The sequence below is a fragment of the Erythrobacter sp. Dej080120_24 genome (assembly GCF_036322605.1).
GTDB lineage: Bacteria > Pseudomonadota > Alphaproteobacteria > Sphingomonadales > Sphingomonadaceae > Erythrobacter > Erythrobacter aurantius.
Genome location: NZ_AP027262.1, coordinates 2958291 through 2975092, shown reverse-complemented (window position 1 = coordinate 2975092; position 16802 = coordinate 2958291). Strand labels below are relative to the sequence as shown.

The following is a 16802-nucleotide window of genomic DNA, read 5'->3' as shown; positions in this document are numbered from 1 at the left end:
ATCAGCGTCTTAGACTACTCAGGATCGCAGCGACACTATCACTGCCGCCATTTCCGGGCAATTTCGGATGATCCTCCGGCCGCCACGGCATCGTCGGCGTGTGATACCCATGGCACATGGCGCAGCTTGATGGGACGATCTCTTCGGTCTTTACCGCCGTTTCGCCAAGGTGGCAGTCGCGGCAGCTTTCAAGATCGGGGATCAGCAGATCTGTCGCTTCCTTCGAAGTGTCCGTTGCGTGGCAATCGCTGCATTCCGCCACGTCGTCGCCGTGTTCCTTGTGATTGAAGAAGCCCCGCATCAGGAAGCGGTCCGGCAGATTGACCGGGGTGAGGTCGCGGCGACCGTTCGTCATTGTGGGGATATGGCATTCGCCGCACACACCGGTTGGCTCAAGCGCGCGATTGATCGAGATATAGGCGCTCATCGGGCGGCCAAAATTCGTATAATAGGTGCCGCCACGCGCGAATTGCCCCGGACGATCGCGCCCGGTGACGATCGACCCGCGCGAACCGCGACCCATGGTGGCAAGATCTTCCATCAGATCGTCCACGTCGCCATGGCGCAGGTTTCTGAAATTGGGGCCGGCACGGTCAAAGACCAGACTGTGACAGGCTTCGCAGGAATCTTCCATCTCAACCGGAGCAAATCCCACACCGTCTTCCTCTTCGGCATGGCAGTCGCTGCATTCCAGCGGCGCGCCATATTGCGGCAGGCTGATCGCCATGCGCGCGGCTCCTCCCGTTTCCGAAACGTGGATATCATGCGGGAATATGAGGCCGCTCATTTCCTTGGGATTCTTGTCGAGCGAAACCCGCTTGGGGTTCTTGTCGAAATGCGCGGTGAAGAATTGCGGGCGGAACTGCGGGTGCTTCTTTCCGAAGTCCGAGGCATTGCCAAACGCCACATCGGTCAACCGTGTATCGAGATCATTGTGGCAATCGGCGCAGAACTTCTCGTCGGATGCCTCAAGCTTCACAGGGCCTTCGTGCTCGGAATGGCAAGAAACACAGCCCAGCGGCCCTTCCTTGCCAAGGGTCTCAGCAATCGACCACTGGATTGCATCACCGGTGCTGAGCGGCGCCATGCCCTCCTTAAGCCGCGGCATCTTGGCATGATCGCCCAGCTCTTCATGGCAAGTCAGGCAGGTTTCATCCTGAACCGAAACAAACGGCGTGACGTGGCAGGCCTCGCAATTCCCTTCGAGTTCATGGTGCGCCATGCTCAGTTCGCCGGCGCTCCAGGCTGCATCAAACAGAACCTGGCCTTCAGTGATATTCTCCGGATCATTCTCCACCGGCGTCCGGGTGAGGTGGGTAAAGATCGGTACGCTCAACAGCAGTACGAGAATTGCGAGCGAAAACACCCATGCCATCGCTCGCTTGCTCGGCAATGCGCTGGCGAGTGCAAAATTCTGCAGCGCGTCGCCAGCGCCTTCTTCCTTTTCGACCTGCTTGATGACGATCTGGACCGGGCCGTCACCGTCTCTTGAAATCGCGAGCCGCGACGAGCCGAGCGACAGTTCGGCACCGATGTTTGGATCAACATCGGCACCCATTGTCGAACGTCCGTCAATGCCGAATTCGAGCCCGCCGACAGCCTCGATCTTCAGCATGCCGCCGCCCGCATCGCTGATGCGGACATGGCGCTGTTCGACTGCGAGATCGGGGAGGTGAATGTCGTTTTCGGCAGCGCGGCCGATATTGACCGCCGCAGCATCCACGTTTCGGTCGCGCACGATTTCGCGTCCGGAGGCGGTGAAGTCGATGGTTCGGATCAGGAATGCCATGGCGCTTGCCCTCACCAGTAATAAAATACGCTCACGACATGCGCGAGCAGTGCGGCGAGCAGGGCGATGGTCGCCGGGATATGGATGAACAGCCAGACTTCGAGGAGCGCCCGAATGCGAAGGTGGCGGCGGATCTGGCCGAGTTGTTCAGCGCGTTTGGTCAATAGCGTGTGCACCCGTTCTTCGGCTGCGTTTGCGGTGCCGATGCCCTTTAGAGCCTTGTTGGTCTTGCAACCGGGGTACGCCCCCGTCAGCCGGGCCAGCGCGCCGCCGTAAAACACGTCCTGACCAAGCGCGGAGATGACAAGGTCTGACTGCTCGCGTCCAAGAGGCTGGGCCGCGCTTTCAAGCTGGCGATCAAGCGCCGTGAGCGCTTCTAGCATTTGCGCGCGCGTCATTTCCTTGCGGTTCGACGAGAGCGAGGCCGGCAGGGTCGCGTAGACGATGACGCCATATATGCCTGTGATGATCACAAGCAGCATCAGGAAATACGCAAGAGTGTGAACGTTCCAGCCGATCTGGAAACCGGTATGCAGCGTGCCGACAATAATCAGTGCAAGGCCCAGATAGACATGCGCGCTCGTCCATGCCTTGAGGCTCCATGCTCCGGTGGTGATCTTGCGCTTGCGCACACCGAGCAATGACAGCCAGACGATCAGCAACAGTCCGATCGTGCCGAGGGTATAGCCGTACCAGCTGCCGCCATTGGGTCGTGGTTCCTGATCGATCAGGGCATAGCCGAGCCCGCTGACGATCGAGAGCAGCAATGCAATCCACAGGTACCGGTATTTCTTGTGCTTCAGGAAGCTGACATGGTCGGCGTTCCGCCGGGCCTCATCCTGTTTGAAACGGTTGTTGGGGACGCTTGCCATTATTCAACGTCCTCCGTCAGCTTGGTGAATGTCAGGAACTTGTCAGGCGATACACGGATTGCAGCGCCCGTCGGGCAGGCGCGCACGCAGGCAGGGCCGCCGTCAATGCCGGAGCACATGTCGCACTTGATCGCCTGCTTTGGCGTCTCAGGATCGCCGTGCTCCTTGCGCCACTTGTATGACGCTTCGCCCGGTCCCGGACCCTTGCCGAAGAAAAGCCAGGACAACAGCGACGGCTTCTTGGGCGGCTTCGGGTCCATGCGGATCACGCCGTAGGGGCAATTGCGCTGGCAATTGCCGCAGCCGATACAGGTGTCGTCGATGACGACTTCGCCATCCGGCCCGCGCTTGATCGCGTTTGGCGGGCAATCGGCCATGCAATGCGGGTGTTCGCAGTGGCGGCAGGATGTCGGCACGTGCAGATGCGCGTAGGTGCGCCCGGCTTCACGATCGAGCCGCGACAGGCCTTCGTGCGCGTCAGCGCAAGCCTTTTCGCAATTGTCGCAACCGATGCACAGCTTCTCATCTATCAGAAGGACGTCGGTCGCCTCGCCCAGACCTTCATCGACGAGGAATTGCGCGGTTTCTGAATAGAGATCCACGACGCTGGAAAATTCGTCCTTGCGGCTTTCGATAAAGGCGTTGGTCTTGCGCCTTCCGGCCATCTCCTTGAGCGCTTTTTCGCGCAACGCCGGATTGTTATCGAGCAGTTCGACGAATTTGTCGCCGGGAAGCCGGATTGCCTCGGCCTTGATTGCTGCCTTCACCGTTGCCGTGCGCAGCGAGCCGTCGATCGCCGCCATTTCCCCGACATAGCTGCCCGCCGGCAGGTACGACAGGAACACCGATCTGCCGCCAAGGTCTTTTTCGACGATCATCGAGCCACGCCGGATGATGTAGACTTCCTTGTCGTCATCGCCTTCCTTGATCAGCATTTCGCCGGCGCGCAGTTGCTTGATCTCAGCGGCTTCGACGAGAGGGGCGATGTCTTTAGGAGTAAGGCCCGAACCAAAGATTTGCAGCAATTGCCGCTCGATCGCGATCCGATTCACAGCGTCTGCAGCCTCGGGTGAGGACGCGATCAGTTTCAGGGCCGCGTTGCGGGCGAGTTCAACGGCGACAACCGGTTCGGCGGCACGGACCGTCGAGCCGCGCCGACGGCCCGAGATCAGGCCGACTTCGCCAAATATCGAGCCCTGTTCGATCGGCACCGTGATCGAGGGATCATTCGGATTGATTTCGACCGCAACCGACCCTTGAGCGATGGTGAAGAGCGAGGAGCCCGGTTCGTTCCGGCGGAAGATGATGTCACCTGGATTGTAGGCGTGCACCGTCGAATCGAGCATCAATTCGCGCAGCTGCAGCGGGGAAAGACCCCTGAACACCGAAATGTTGCTGCCGAATACCTCCAGCCAATGCTCGACCGAATGATTGCCGGGCAGCGGAGCGAACTTGTCACGCAGGATCGGCTCGTCCGCGGGCTTGAGATCCGAGTTCCCGTTGAGGAATTCGATCACGTCATAGCCCTGATTCATGCAGTGCTTGATCAGCGGATAACCGGCCAGCGCGCCGATTACGTGAATTCCCGGCTTGGTCGTTTCGAACACCGGTGAAAGCTTCGGGAAGGCGCCCCGGTCTGGTCCGGTGAATTCGATCCCCATGGCTTCGACAAAACCGCGCGGCGGCTGCGAGCCGGTGCGCGCGATGATCCGGTTGCACGGAATGGTTTCCTGTCCGTCGCGCGTGTCCAGTACGAGCTCGCCATCGCGGACTTCTGCCGGCGTCGTCGACAGCATGACGTTGATCCGGCCATTCGCCTGCGCTTCCATCAAAAGCGCGACGTTCGGACCCTTGGCGCGGGAAAGATCGTCCGTCCGGTTCAGGATGGTGACGATGTTCCCCTGCTTCTCATCGTCGGCAAGGCCCAAGGCGTTTTCAATGCCGGCATCGCCCGCGCCAACGACGGTGATGTGCTCGTCGAAATATTCGCCGGGGTCATCCAGCTGATACTGGATCATCGGATGATCCGCACCGGGGCAACGCAGCTTGTTCGGGTTGCCTTGTGTCCCGATTGCCAGGATGATTGCTTCTGCCCGCACGGTTTCGCCGCTCTTCAGGCGCAGCGAGAAGTTCCCTTTCTCGCCTTCGACCGCGGTGACTTCCGCATTGTATTTCACATTGACGTTCAGTCCGGCGGTCTGTTCGTCCCAGATGCCGAGGATCGTCTCGCGCTTTCCGGCGTCGAAATCCATGTCGCTGCGCAGCACCAGATTGGACGGCGTCGCCATGACGTGCTTGCCCTTCTGGTATTTGAAGATGGTGTCCGAAAGATGATCGGTCTTTTCGAGCAAGACATGCGACATGCCGAGCGCGGCCGCACGGCCTGCAGCACTCATTCCGGCCGGGCCGGAGCCAACGATGGCGACTTTATACAAGTCCGACAATCTATCCCCCCCTTCGGATAGATTTCACACACCCCCACCATAGGGAAAGTGTTTCCCATTGCCAGAGAGAATTGCTGTTTTCTGCACGGGTTGCTAGTGAAAATCTCATGGGATCAGGTGCAAATAATTCGATTCAGTCGTCGCCAGAGGGCAAATCCGGCTCCAAGGCAGGTTGGATTTTACTTGGCGCGGCGGCGGTGCTCGCTGTCGGTTCGATCGGTTTCAATATCTATGGCTCGGGAGGGAGCGACGAGGAAGCCGAAGTCGCGGCTGATTCCGGCCCTTCGATAGAAGATCTGCGCAAGGCTGCCGAGAATTCGAGCGATGATGCCCGCCCGTGGGCCGACCTTGCTTATGCCTATTTCGAACGTGGTGAATTCGGCGATGCGGCAGAGGCCTATGAACGCGCGGTAGCGATTGACGATAGCGAAGCCGTCCTGTGGTCCGCATTGGGGGAATCGCTGGTCTATGCGAGCGAGCGTGATCCGCTTCCTGCGCGCGCGCTGGAGGCTTTCAAGAAAGCTCTCGAACTCGATTCGCAGGATCCGCGCGCCCGGTATTTTCTCGCCGTGCGACAAGACCTTGATGGCGATCACGACGGGGCGATCAGTTCGTGGCTCTCGCTCCTGTCCGATTCGCCTCCGGGCGCACCCTGGGAAGGTGATCTGGTCCGCACTATCCAGCAGGTCGGAGCAATCAACGATATCGACATCGAGGAGCGTCTGGCCACGGTGATGGAAGCACGCGTCCCGCAGGTCATGATCCCCGGTTCGGGAAGCGCGGCAGGTGAAGCCGCCTCGCCGAACGTCCGTGGCCCGACGGCACAGCAAATGGCTGATGCGAGCCGCATGACGCCGGGTGAGCAGCAAGACATGGTGGCGGGAATGGTCGCCGGACTGGAAGAACGGTTGAAGAGCGAACCCAAGAATCTCGATGGTTGGGTCATGCTGATGCGCAGCCGGATGACGCTTGGCGAACCGGGTAAGGCGCGCCGTGCGCTTGAATCGGCGATTGCCGCCAATCCGTCGCAGGAAGCCGAATTGCGTCGTCAGGCGGAACTGCTCGGTATTCGCTAGGCTTCGGCACTAGCGCAAAGAAAAAGGGCGGCCCGATCAGGCCGCCCTTTCTGTTTCTTGCGACAGCGTACCTTGTCAGACCACGCCGAAGGCCAGCATCGCATCGGCCACTTTCTTGAAGCCGGCGATATTGGCACCTTTGACGTAGTTCACGTGGCCGTTGCCCTCGTCGCCGAATTCGACGCACTTGCCGTGGATGCCTTCCATCAGGTCGGTCAGCATCTCGCCGAGGCGGCCATGGTTCCAGCTGATGCGCTCCGAGTTTTGGCTCATTTCCAGACCCGACACCGCGACGCCGCCGGCGTTTGCGGCCTTGCCCGGCGCGTACATCACCTTGGCATCGTGGAAGACGTGCACGCCTTCGAGCGTGGTCGGCATGTTGGCGCCTTCGGACACGGCCTTCACGCCGTTTGCCACCAGGGTCTTGGCCTCTTCCTCGTTCAGCTCATTCTGCGTGGCGCAGGGCAGCGCGAGATCGGCAGCCACGCCCCACGGACGGCCTTCGTGGAAGGTCGCGCCCTTGAACTCGTCACAATACTCGCTGATACGGCCGCGCTTGACGTTCTTCAGGTGCTTCACCCAATTGATCTTTTCCTGATCGATGCCGTCAGGATCATGGATGTAGCCGCCCGAATCTGAAAGGGTCAGGACTTTGCCGCCCAGCTGGGTGATCTTTTCAGCGGCATGGGTGGCGACATTGCCCGAACCCGAAATGACGGCGGTGTGGCCTTCAACATCCATGCCCTTGTGCTTGAGCATGTTCTGCAGGAAGTAGACCGCGCCATAGCCGGTTGCTTCTGGGCGCATGGCCGAACCGCCATATTCGATGCCCTTGCCGGTAAGCACGCCTTCCCAGCGGTTGACGATCCGCTTGTACTGGCCAAACATGTAACCGATTTCGCGAGCACCGACGCCAATGTCGCCAGCGGGCACGTCGGTGTCAGGGCCGATGTGGCGGTAAAGTTCGGTCATGAAGCTCTGGCAGAACCGCATCACTTCGGCGTCTGACTTGCCTTTGGGATTGAAGTTCGCGCCGCCTTTGCCGCCGCCCATGGGCAGGCCGGTGAGTGAGTTCTTGAACGTCTGCTCAAACGCGAGGAACTTCAGCGTCCCTTCGGTCACGCTCGGGTGGAAACGGATCCCGCCCTTGTACGGACCGATTGCGTTGTTGCACTGGACGCGCCAGCCGCGCTGCACGCGAATGTTGTGATTGTCGTCTTCCCAGCACACGCGGAACGAGACGACACGGTCTGGCTCTGCAATGCGACGCAGGATTTGCGCTTCGTGATATTCGACCTTGTCGGCCATGAAATCGAAGATGTCCTGAGACACCTCCTGCACTGCCTGCACAAATTCAGGCTGGCCCGGATTGCGCTTTTTCACGCCTTCCATGAACTGTTCGAAATTTACGTGATCGGAAACGGCCATTTTGATTTCCCCCCATAGAAACAACGCGACCAGGACATGTTTTCGTTTGTGATGCCCTCTATCCTCGCAAAGGCGGCGAGGCGCAAGGGACATAATAATCAGGCCATTCGCGATCCATTGGGCACATCGCTATCCGGCCCGGCGAGCACTATTGCGCCATCGGCATCGGGAAAACCGAGAACCAGCACTTCGGACATGAATGGCCCGATCTGGCGCGGTGGAAAATTGGTGACGGCCATCACCTTGCGCCCGATCAGCTTTTCCGGAGTGTAATGAGCGGTGATCTGGGCCGAGCTTTTCCTGACCCCGATTGCGTCACCGAAGTCGATCCACAGCTTGATGGCGGGCTTGCGCGCCTCCGGAAACGTCGAGGCGTCAATCACGGTGCCAGCGCGAATATCGATGGCAAGAAAGTCGTCGAAAGAAACCGTATTCATGCTCCAACGTTAGGACGTAACAGGCAAGCGCGCCATGCTGTTCCGCCTTTCACCCTTTCCAAGGCGGCCAGCGCGGCATAGATTGCTATTCGAAACTCAAGGTAATTCGGGGGAAGCCGGATATGGCAAGCTTCATTCTCAACGGAAAACCGATCAGCGTGGATGCTGATCCGGCAATGCCGATCCTGTGGGTCGTGCGCGAAAAGCTCGGGCTTTCCGGTACCAAGTTCGGCTGCGGCATTGCGCAGTGCGGCGCATGCACGGTGCATCTCGACGGGCAGCCCGTGCGCAGCTGTTCCACCCCGGTTTCGCAGGCCGAAGGGCGTCAGGTCACGACGATCGAAGGGATCGCCGGACCGGAGGGCGAACTCACCAAGGTGCAAGAGGCCTGGATCAGCGAGCAGGTGCCGCAATGCGGATATTGCCAGTCGGGCCAGATCATGAGCGCGACGGCGCTGCTGCGTGACAATCCGAACCCGACAGATGCGGATATCGATGCCGCCATGTCCGGCAATATCTGCCGCTGCGGCACCTATACCCGTATCCGCCGCGCCATCAAGGTAGCGGCCGGACAGGTCGAACCCAGCACGCAGGAGGCCTGACCCATGAACGACATGACCCCTGAAAAGAAAGAACGGTCGAAACTGGCGAAGTGGAGCAGGCGCGGTTTTATTGGCGCAGGCGTGCTCGCCGGAGGCGGCTTGCTGATCGGCATTGGCGTGCGGCCCGGAAATCCCATAGGTGCGCTCGCGCCCAAGGTCGCAGCGGGCGAAGGCGAACAGCTGATCAACAGCTGGGTCAAGATCGACATGGACAACATCGTCACCGCGATCGTCCCGCATTGCGAGATGGGGCAGGGCGCGCATTCAGTGCTGGCGCAAATGCTTGCGGACGAGCTTGACGCGGCGTGGGACAAGGTGCGCGTCATGCAGGCGCCCGCTGACGGCAGCTATGTGGTGACTGACACCGCGCGCATGTTCGTTGCCCCTTTCACCATGAACGCAGCCGACTGGATCGAACCCACATGGAACGGCCTTTTCACGCAGGTGGCAAGGCTTGCCGATGCCATGATTACGGGCGGGTCTTCCTCCATACGTACCACAGGCCAGCATTCCATGCGCGTTGCAGGGGCTGCGGCACGCAAGATGCTGATCGGTGCTGCGGCTGATGCATGGAGTGTTCCCGCCGCCGAGATCGCGACGCGCGACAGCACTCTGTTTCACGAAGCCTCAGGCAAGTCGGCGACCTATGCGGAGTTTGCGAGCGCCGCGGCGGAGCAGCCGATGGATCAGACCCCGACGCTCAAGACCAGCGATCAATATCGCCTGATGGGCCGCAGCAAGCCGCGCACGGACATTCCCTGCAAGGTCGATGGCTCGGCCAAGTTCGGTATGGATGCGGTGCCCGAAGGGCTTGATCTGTCTTATGCTGCGGTAGTCCGGCCTCCGGTGCCCGGAACCAGCGTCACCGCCATGGACGCGAGCCGCGCCAAGGACATGTCGGGTGTGCTGCAAATCCTCAACATGGGCGATTTCGTCGCTGTCGTGGCGGACAGCTACTGGCAGGCACAACAGGCGATCAACACCGTCAAGATCGACTGGAGCCCGTCGGACAGCCCGATCAAGACGATGGAAGATCAGTTCGCCGTCTTTGCCAAGGCTCTGGACGAAGCGGGAGAAACCGGGGGCAAGGAAGCCGCCGCAAAAGGCAATGCGCAAGACGCGCTTGGCACGGCGGCAAAGCGGATCGACGCCGAATATCGCGCCCCTTACCTCGCACATTCGCCGATGGAGCCGATCAACTGCACCGCGCATGTGACTGAAAGCAAATGCGATATCTGGGCAAGTACGCAGGTTCCGCTGATGGCGCGTAGCGCGGTGGCGGATACGCTTGGTTTGGATAAGGACGCGGTTTCTGTTCACCAGGACTATCTCGGCGGCGGCTTCGGGCGGCGGCTCGGCAGTGACGAAATGGCCATGGCCGCGCGGATCGCCAAGGCGACCGGCTATCCGGTAAAGGTCGTCTGGAGCCGCGAAGAGGATACGCAGAAGGCGTATTACCGCTGCGCAGACCTTTGCCGGATGCGTGCGGGCCTCGATGATGAAGGCAAATTGATCGCTTACGACAGCGTTTTCACCCAGCGCCACGATCCGGCCGAAGCCAGCGTTCCTGCGATGTATGGCATTGAAAACACGTCTATTCGTGTGGCTGAGGCCCCGCTTCACCTGCCGTTTCAGGCATGGCGTTCGGTCGATCATTCGCAGCAGGGCTTCTTCGTCGAGAGCTTTATTGACGAAGCCGCTCACGCTGCCGGGCAGGATCCGCTTGAATACCGCCTTGCCATGTTGGCCGATGCCTCTCGTCACAAGGCGGTGCTCGAAAAGGTCGCACAGATCAGCAATTGGGGCGAAACCTTGCCCGAAGGTAAGGCAAAAGGTGTCGCGATCGTTGAAAGCTTCGGCACCATTGTCGCCGAAGTGATCGAAGTCGACATGACATCGGGCAAGCCGCGCCTCAGCAATATCTGGGCCGTCTGCGATGCGGGCTATGTGATGAATCCCGACGGGTTCAGGAACCAGATCGAAGGCGGGATCGTGTTCGGTCTGACGGCTGCGATGTATGGCGAACTGGAGCTGAAAGACGGTGCTGTCGTCCAAAGCAACTTCCATGATTACAAGATGTTGCGTATGAACGAAGTACCCGGGATCGCCGTCGAATTGATCAATAGCGGTGATGTCCCGATTGGCGGAGCGGGCGAGCCCGGACTGCCTCCTGCGGCACCTGCTCTGGCCAATGCCATCTTCGCTGCAACCGGCAAACGTATCCGCGAATTGCCCATCGCAAGGCAATTCGCGTAAGCGCGGCTGAAAGCGGCCTAAAGGGGACATAAGGATGCACAGAAACGCGTTTCTCGCGGCAAGCCTGCTTACAGTGATGGTGACGGCCTGCGGTTCGGCGGAACAGCCGGAAGTGGTCGAGCAGATCATCGTGCGCGAGCCGGGCGAACCCGAAACTGCGGTCGATCCGGCTGGCGCCGATAGCGCGGTCGATCTGGTCGCATTGGGTGAGGATGCGTTCCAGATGTGCACCGGGTGCCATGTCAATGAAGCGGGGGCTCCATCGACTGCGGGGCCGAACCTGCATGGCGTTATCGGGCGGACCGCCGGCGGATTGGAGGGCTATCCCTATTCCGATGCGCTGATCGCTTCGGATATCGTCTGGGACGAGGCGAGCCTTGACGGCTATCTAGCCGATCCGGCCGGTTATCTTCCGGGCACCGACATGCTCGCAGGCGCGGTACCTGATCCTGATGCCCGCGCCGCGATCATCTCCTATCTTGCGAGCACCGGCGAATAGCCGGACAAGGGCGGCCCAGGGGTGGACACCTCCCGCGTTCTAGATTTCCTGCATGATTGCCACAGCCGGGCCGAACGAGCCGTGCTTGTCACCGTTTGCGCTGTCGAAGGGTCTTCGATGCGCAACCCCGGCACGATTATGGGTGTGGCGCAAGACGGCAGCTTTGCCGGATCGCTTTCGGGCGGGTGTATCGAGAATGCGGTGGTTGCCGAAGCACTGGAAGCCCTGAAGGCCAATGCACCGTGTATTGTGCGGTTTGGCGCAGGCTCGCCCTATCTCGACATCAAGCTGCCGTGTGGCGGGGGGCTGGACGTGCATTTCCAGCCGCTCGGCGATGGCGATCTGGTGGAGCAATGCCGCAAATCGATCCGCGAGCGTGCCCCCTTTTCGATTTCGCTGGGTGACACGCCCCGCCATCTCGACAAATGGCGCGCGCCGACATTCGATGGCGAAAGCGGCACGTTCGGCTATTGGCCCGCTCCGGTTCTCCAGATCATCGGACACGGCGCCAGCGTCGAGGCGCTGGCACGGCTGGGTCGGACGCTCGGCTGCTGGATCAAGGTGTTCACGCCCGATCAGCGGATAATTGACCGCTTAGCGGCAGAGGGAATCTGGGCCTATCGGCTTGCTCGCGCCAATCAGACTGACGTGCTGGGCGGCGATCCGTGGACGGCGACGGTTTTCCTGTTCCACGATCACGACTGGGAAACGCAACTGATGCTGCGCGCGCTGGAATTGCCGCATTTCTACATCGGGGCAATGGGCGGGCGTAAGGCGCATGCGCAAAGGTGCGAGGCCTTGGCAAAGTGCGGCGCCACCGTCGAACAGATCGCCAGCATCCGTGCGCCCATCGGCCTGTTCCATTCCTCCCGCGATCCGCAGACGCTGGCGCTGTCGGCGCTGGCCGAAGTGATCCGCGCCTATGACGAGGCCGATTTCGCGGCAGGTGCAGGATACCCGAATGGTTGAAGTCCGCCTTGGCGTGGCGATCCTCGCTGCCGGGCAGTCTCGCCGCTTTGGCGAGACGGATAAACTCACGGCGAGGCTGCACGGCAGGATGCTGGGCGAACACGTCGCGCAGACTTTGCGTGGGCGCGACTTCAGCATGGCCGCCGTCATCTGTGCGAGCGATGCGCACCCTTGCGCGCCTGTCTGGCGCGAATGCGGGTTTGATATCGTGGTCAATCCCGATGCGCAGCAGGGGATGGGCACTTCCGTGGCGATGGCGGCCCGGCTGGCGATGGAGGCAAAATGCGACAAGCTGCTGGTCGCATTAGCCGATATGCCGATGGTGCCTGAAGCTTTCTATTCGTCGCTAATCCTATGCTGCGATAGCCCCGCAAGCATCGCCATCTCCGCTATCGGGGAAACCCGCATGCCGCCCGCGGTGTTCGGCAGCGATCATTTTCCGGCGTTGGCGCAATTGCATGGCGACAAGGGCGCGCGCGAACTGCTGGCGCTGGGCGAGACATGTCCTTGCCCCCCGGAATGGCTCGTCGATGTCGACACGCCGGAAACGCTCGCCGCGCTTGAATCGGGTGTCAGATCGCCGAGCTAAAGCGCTTCTGGGTCGTCTCGCGGAAGCGATCGAACAGCGATGCGATCACCCGCGCATAGGGCAGGCCCGAAGGCGTAATCGTAAGCGTCATGCCCTCCAGTGTCGCCAGTCCGCGTGCGAGGAAGGGGGCGAGCCGGTCCTGAACTTGCGAAAACAGGCATGGGGAAAGCTTGGCGCTGCCCTTGCACAGCAGCGCCTCGATCAGGCGTCCGCGCATCTGGTCTTCGGCTGAGCGCACGATACCTACCGATGCCGAAAGCCTCCCTTGCGCTGACAGCACACGGTAACGGCCATTCTTCTTTTCATTTTGCGCGATCAGATCAGGAAACCCGCTGATCGACGAAGAGCCGAGACCGATAAGAACTTCGGCGGTATCATCGGTAAATCCCTGAAAATTGCGCCGCAGCGTGCCATCGCGCGTGGCGATCGCCATGGAGTCGCTGGGCAGCGCGAAGTGATCGAAGCCGACTGCCTGGTAGCCATTGCAGGTGAAGAAGCGGAAGCCGTCCTCGGCCATTGCAAACCGTTCTTCGCGGCCGGGCAGATTGGTGGCATCGATCATCTTTTGCCGGGAAACGAGATGCGGAACATGGGCATAGCCGAATACCGCGACGCGATCTGCGCCAAGCAGGCGGGTCTTTTCCATGCTGTCGACGAGATCGCCTCTGGTTTGTCCCGGCAGGCCGTACATCAGATCGAAATTCAGCGACGTAACCCCGGCTGATCGCAGCCAGTCCGTGCTCTGGCAGATCAGGCTGTCGCTCTGCTCGCGTCCGATCGCTTTCTGGCAATGCGGGGCGAATGTCTGCACCCCCATGCTGGCGCGAGTAATGCCAGCCTCGCCAATCGCGCCGGCCCAGCGCGCTGACATGGTGCGCGGATCAAGCTCTATCGACCATTCGGCGTCATGCAGCCGGAAATGGTGGTTGATCGCATCGACGATGGCGATGAATTCATGCGGCTCGATCGCGTTGGGGCTGCCTCCGCCAAAGGCGATGCGCCGCACCCGCGCGCTGACGGGAAGCAGGCTGGCAACGACCTCGATTTCCTCGTGCAGCGCGGTGAGATAGCTTTCCACCCGCTCACGCCTTCCCGATGCACCGGTGTTGCAGCCGCAATAATAGCAGATCTTCTCGCAGAACGGGATGTGGAGGTAGAGCGAGACATCGCCCGTGCTCCGCTCAATCGCCTGCTCTATCGATCCGGCGGGAAGCTGGCCGAAATCGGCAGCGGTGGGATAGCTCGTGTAACGCGGTACGGGCGTTTCGAGCAGGTCAGGATGATATGGCCACATGAGAACGCTTAGAGCGTTCCACCGCATCCGCGTCTTTGAGTGAGATCAATTTGGCAGTTTGTCCGCTCTTTTTGATTTCTCGCGACAAGTCCCTGCGTGGCATGCCTGTTGATGGCAATCGCGCTTGTCCTGTGGCGCTTCATCACCCAGCGAAATGGTGATTTCGCCCCCGCCACACAGCGAAACCGTCAGCCCGTCCGGCTCTTGCGGCAGCGGGCCGGTGATCATGGGGATCAGGGCGATCAGGGCAATGGGGGCAATGTTCATGACGCGTCCTGCTCGTCATCGATCAGGATGCGCGCTGCCGCGCCGTCCATGTCTTCATACTGGCCATCGCGCATCGCCCAGAAGAATGCGGCAAGGCCCGCCGCCCCCATCAGCAGGGCAATCGGGATGAGGAATGCGAGGCCGGTCATGCAATAGGCTCCTTCGCGCTGCCCGCCAGCCGCAGCGAATTGGCCACAACCACCAGCGAACTGACTGACATGGCGATCGCGGCGATCAGCGGCGTGACATAACCGAACAGCGCCAGCGGGACGGCCAGCACATTGTATCCGATCGCAAAGACGAAATTCTGGCGGACGATCTGCATCGTGCGCCGGGCGACGCGGATCGCGAGCGCAACCGGCATCAACCTGTCACCGATGAACACCGCGTCGGCGGCCTGCTGGCTCGCGTCGCTGGCGGTGCCGGGAGCGATGGAGGCGTGGGCAGCGGCGAGGGCGGGGCCATCGTTGAGGCCGTCGCCGACCATCAGCGGACGTTTGCCGGAACTGCGCAATTCCTCAAGCGCGGCAAGCTTTGCCTGCGGGCTGACTTGAGCGCGGGCCTGCATGCCGAGCGTCTGCGCTGCCGCTTCCACCGCTTCGCTGCGGTCGCCGGAAAGGATGCTGGCTTCGATCCCCTGATCGCGCATGGCCGCAATCGTCTCTGCCGCATCGGGGCGCAGCGGATCGCTGAAGGTGATGGTTTCGACAGCATCGCCGATGCGCAGTCTCGTCGCCAGATCGGCGGAATGGCTGTCGGGCCGTTCCAGCGCGACGCGCAGTCCGTTCCATGTGCCGGACAATCCCTGGCCGCTGATTTCCTCGACGCCTTCTATAGTGGCTGCCTCTACCTCTTCGCGGCGCAAGCTTTCCGCCAGACCGCGGCTGAGCGGGTGGCGGCTCGATTGTGCCAGTCCCAGCGCCACGCTGCGGGCTTTGGCATCAAGGCCGGAGATATCCGCGCGCGGTTCGCCAAGGGTAAGCGTGCCGGTCTTGTCGAACAGCGCAATGTCGGTTTCGGCAAGCCGTTCAAGCGCGCTTCCGTCTTTCACCAGCAGCCCGCGCTTGAGCAGCGCGCCAGAGGCGACGACCTGCGCTGTCGGCACGGCAAGTCCCATCGCGCAGGGACAAGTGATGATCAGCACCGCAATCGCGATGACGAGCGACTGGTGCCAGCCCGCTCCGGCGATCATCCAGCCCACGAAAGCGAGCGCTGCGAGGGTGTGTACGGCAGGCGCATAGGCGCGGCTGGCGCGGTCGGCGATACGGACATAATGGCTGCGCGATTGCCCGGCTTCGTCCATCAGCCGTGCGATTTCAGCCAGCGCCGTGTCATCAGCGGTGCGGGTCAGGCGCATGCGGAATGGAGCGCCGAGATTGATCGCTCCTGCATGCACCTTGCTGCGTGGGCCGACAGGTTCGGGCGTGCTTTCCCCTGTCAGCATGGAATTGTCGATCGTGCTGGTGCCGTCTTCGACTTCCCCATCAGCGGCCAGCGCTTCTCCGGCTGCGACCAGAACCAGCATTCCCGGCTCCAGATCGCCAGCCGCCATGCGGGTGGTGGTGCCGTAGGGCCCGATAACGCTGGCGCTCTTGCCCATCCGGCCCAGCAGCGCACCGATCCCGGCGCGGGTGCGAGTGCGCATCTCTGCGTCCAGCGCTCGTCCCGCAAGCAGGAAGAACAGCAGCATCACCGCGCTTTCGAAATAGGCATGACCGCCGCCGGTGATCGTTTCGTACAGGCTGAGAGCGGTTGCCAGGATCACCCCGATCGAAATCGGCACGTCCATGTTGGTGCGGCGGTATTTCAGCGCCATCCACGCAGACGCGAAGAACGGGCGGCCCGAATAGGCAATCACCGGCATCGCGATCAGCGCGGACAGCCAATGGAACAGCTCGCGCGTGGCCCCTTCCGCGCCCGACCAGATGCTGACCGAAAGCAGCATGATGTTCATCATGCCGAAGCCCGCAACCCCCAGCGCGCGCACCAGCGTCTTGCGCTCCTGAGTTTCGACCCCCAGCGGATTGGCCTCGATCGGCTGCGCTTCAAATCCCAGTTTGAGCAGCGCGTCGGTCAGTTCCGCTTCCGTTACGGACGGATCATGTTCGACCGCGAGACGCTTTGCCGAGAAGTTTACCCGCGCAGCCACGACACCATCGAGCTTGGGTAGTTCGCGCTCGATCTTGGCGATGCACCCGGCGCAGCGCATGCCGGGAACGGTGAAGCGCGTGCCTTTCAACGGGCCATCGGTTTCATGGGTAATGGCGGGGGCCGCGATGT

Annotated in this window: 15 protein-coding genes; 6 read left to right on the top strand and 9 right to left on the bottom strand. The window is 61.2% G+C overall.

Features of this window, described 5'->3' with window-relative positions; all coding sequences use genetic code 11:
* Position 1: 1 nt before the first annotated feature.
* The 3 genes from AABA34_RS14275 to AABA34_RS14265 are packed head-to-tail and all read right to left on the bottom strand — an operon-like array spanning position 2 to position 5105.
* Complete coding sequence (locus AABA34_RS14275; protein WP_338303155.1) at positions 2-1789, bottom strand: cytochrome c3 family protein; 1788 nt, start codon at positions 1787-1789, stop codon at positions 2-4.
* An 11-nt stretch (positions 1790-1800) separates the two neighbouring features.
* Complete coding sequence (locus AABA34_RS14270; protein WP_338303154.1) at positions 1801-2661, bottom strand: hypothetical protein; 861 nt, start codon at positions 2659-2661, stop codon at positions 1801-1803.
* Positions 2661-5105: a cyclic nucleotide-binding domain-containing protein gene (locus AABA34_RS14265; protein WP_338303153.1), complete on the bottom strand. Its 2445-nt coding sequence runs from the start codon at positions 5103-5105 to the stop codon at positions 2661-2663. The genes AABA34_RS14270 and AABA34_RS14265 overlap by 1 nt, the downstream gene beginning before the upstream one ends.
* 107 nt (positions 5106-5212) lie before the next feature.
* On the opposite strand from AABA34_RS14265, the gene AABA34_RS14260 reads away from it, so the two are divergent.
* Positions 5213-6181 carry a tetratricopeptide repeat protein gene (locus AABA34_RS14260; protein ID WP_338303152.1) on the top strand — a complete coding sequence of 323 codons (969 nt, stop codon included), beginning with the start codon at positions 5213-5215 and terminating at the stop codon, positions 6179-6181.
* A 75-nt stretch (positions 6182-6256) separates the two neighbouring features.
* On the opposite strand, the gene gdhA is transcribed toward AABA34_RS14260, so the two are convergent.
* A complete protein-coding gene (gdhA, locus tag AABA34_RS14255; RefSeq protein ID WP_252258451.1) occupies positions 6257-7609 on the bottom strand; it encodes an NADP-specific glutamate dehydrogenase in 1353 nt (450 codons plus the stop codon).
* A gap of 98 nt (positions 7610-7707) precedes the next feature.
* Positions 7708-8046 carry a tRNA-binding protein gene (locus AABA34_RS14250; RefSeq protein WP_338303151.1) on the bottom strand — a complete coding sequence of 113 codons (339 nt, stop codon included), beginning with the start codon at positions 8044-8046 and terminating at the stop codon, positions 7708-7710.
* Between the two features lie 122 nt (positions 8047-8168).
* On the opposite strand from AABA34_RS14250, the gene AABA34_RS14245 reads away from it, so the two are divergent.
* Genes AABA34_RS14245 through AABA34_RS14225 form a run of 5 tightly spaced genes read left to right on the top strand, consistent with a single transcriptional unit; the run spans position 8169 to position 12961 of the window.
* Positions 8169-8648 carry a (2Fe-2S)-binding protein gene (locus tag AABA34_RS14245; protein WP_338303150.1) on the top strand — a complete coding sequence of 160 codons (480 nt, stop codon included), beginning with the start codon at positions 8169-8171 and terminating at the stop codon, positions 8646-8648.
* A 3-nt stretch (positions 8649-8651) separates the two neighbouring features.
* Positions 8652-10904, top strand: coding sequence for a xanthine dehydrogenase family protein molybdopterin-binding subunit (locus tag AABA34_RS14240; RefSeq protein WP_338303149.1), 2253 nt, complete (start codon positions 8652-8654; stop codon positions 10902-10904).
* Positions 10905-10938: 34 nt separating this feature from the next.
* Complete coding sequence (locus AABA34_RS14235) at positions 10939-11403, top strand: c-type cytochrome (RefSeq protein WP_338303148.1); 465 nt, start codon at positions 10939-10941, stop codon at positions 11401-11403.
* Positions 11404-11424: 21 nt separating this feature from the next.
* On the top strand, positions 11425-12372 hold the full coding sequence (locus AABA34_RS14230; protein WP_338303147.1) for an XdhC family protein: 948 nt from the start codon (positions 11425-11427) through the stop codon (positions 12370-12372).
* The gene (locus AABA34_RS14225; RefSeq protein ID WP_338303146.1) at positions 12365-12961 is read left to right on the top strand and encodes a nucleotidyltransferase family protein; all 597 of its coding nucleotides are present in this window, start codon (positions 12365-12367) and stop codon (positions 12959-12961) included. The genes AABA34_RS14230 and AABA34_RS14225 overlap by 8 nt, the downstream gene beginning before the upstream one ends.
* Here AABA34_RS14225 and hemN read toward each other — a convergent pair.
* From hemN to AABA34_RS14205, 4 genes are read right to left on the bottom strand one after another with little or no spacing between them, the layout of a single operon-like run.
* The gene (hemN, locus tag AABA34_RS14220; protein WP_338303145.1) at positions 12945-14255 is read right to left on the bottom strand and encodes an oxygen-independent coproporphyrinogen III oxidase; all 1311 of its coding nucleotides are present in this window, start codon (positions 14253-14255) and stop codon (positions 12945-12947) included. The genes AABA34_RS14225 and hemN overlap by 17 nt on opposite strands.
* A 45-nt stretch (positions 14256-14300) precedes the next feature.
* Entirely contained in the window at positions 14301-14522 is a 222-nt protein-coding gene (locus AABA34_RS14215; protein WP_338303144.1) for a hypothetical protein, read from the bottom strand.
* Positions 14519-14671 (bottom strand): cbb3-type cytochrome oxidase assembly protein CcoS, encoded by a 153-nt coding sequence (gene ccoS / locus AABA34_RS14210; protein ID WP_034955154.1) that lies wholly within the window; start codon positions 14669-14671, stop codon positions 14519-14521. Before ccoS ends, AABA34_RS14215 begins: the two co-directional genes overlap by 4 nt.
* Positions 14668-16800 carry a heavy metal translocating P-type ATPase gene (locus AABA34_RS14205; protein WP_445083783.1) on the bottom strand — a complete coding sequence of 711 codons (2133 nt, stop codon included), beginning with the start codon at positions 16798-16800 and terminating at the stop codon, positions 14668-14670. Before AABA34_RS14205 ends, ccoS begins: the two co-directional genes overlap by 4 nt.
* Positions 16801-16802 lie beyond the last annotated feature (2 nt).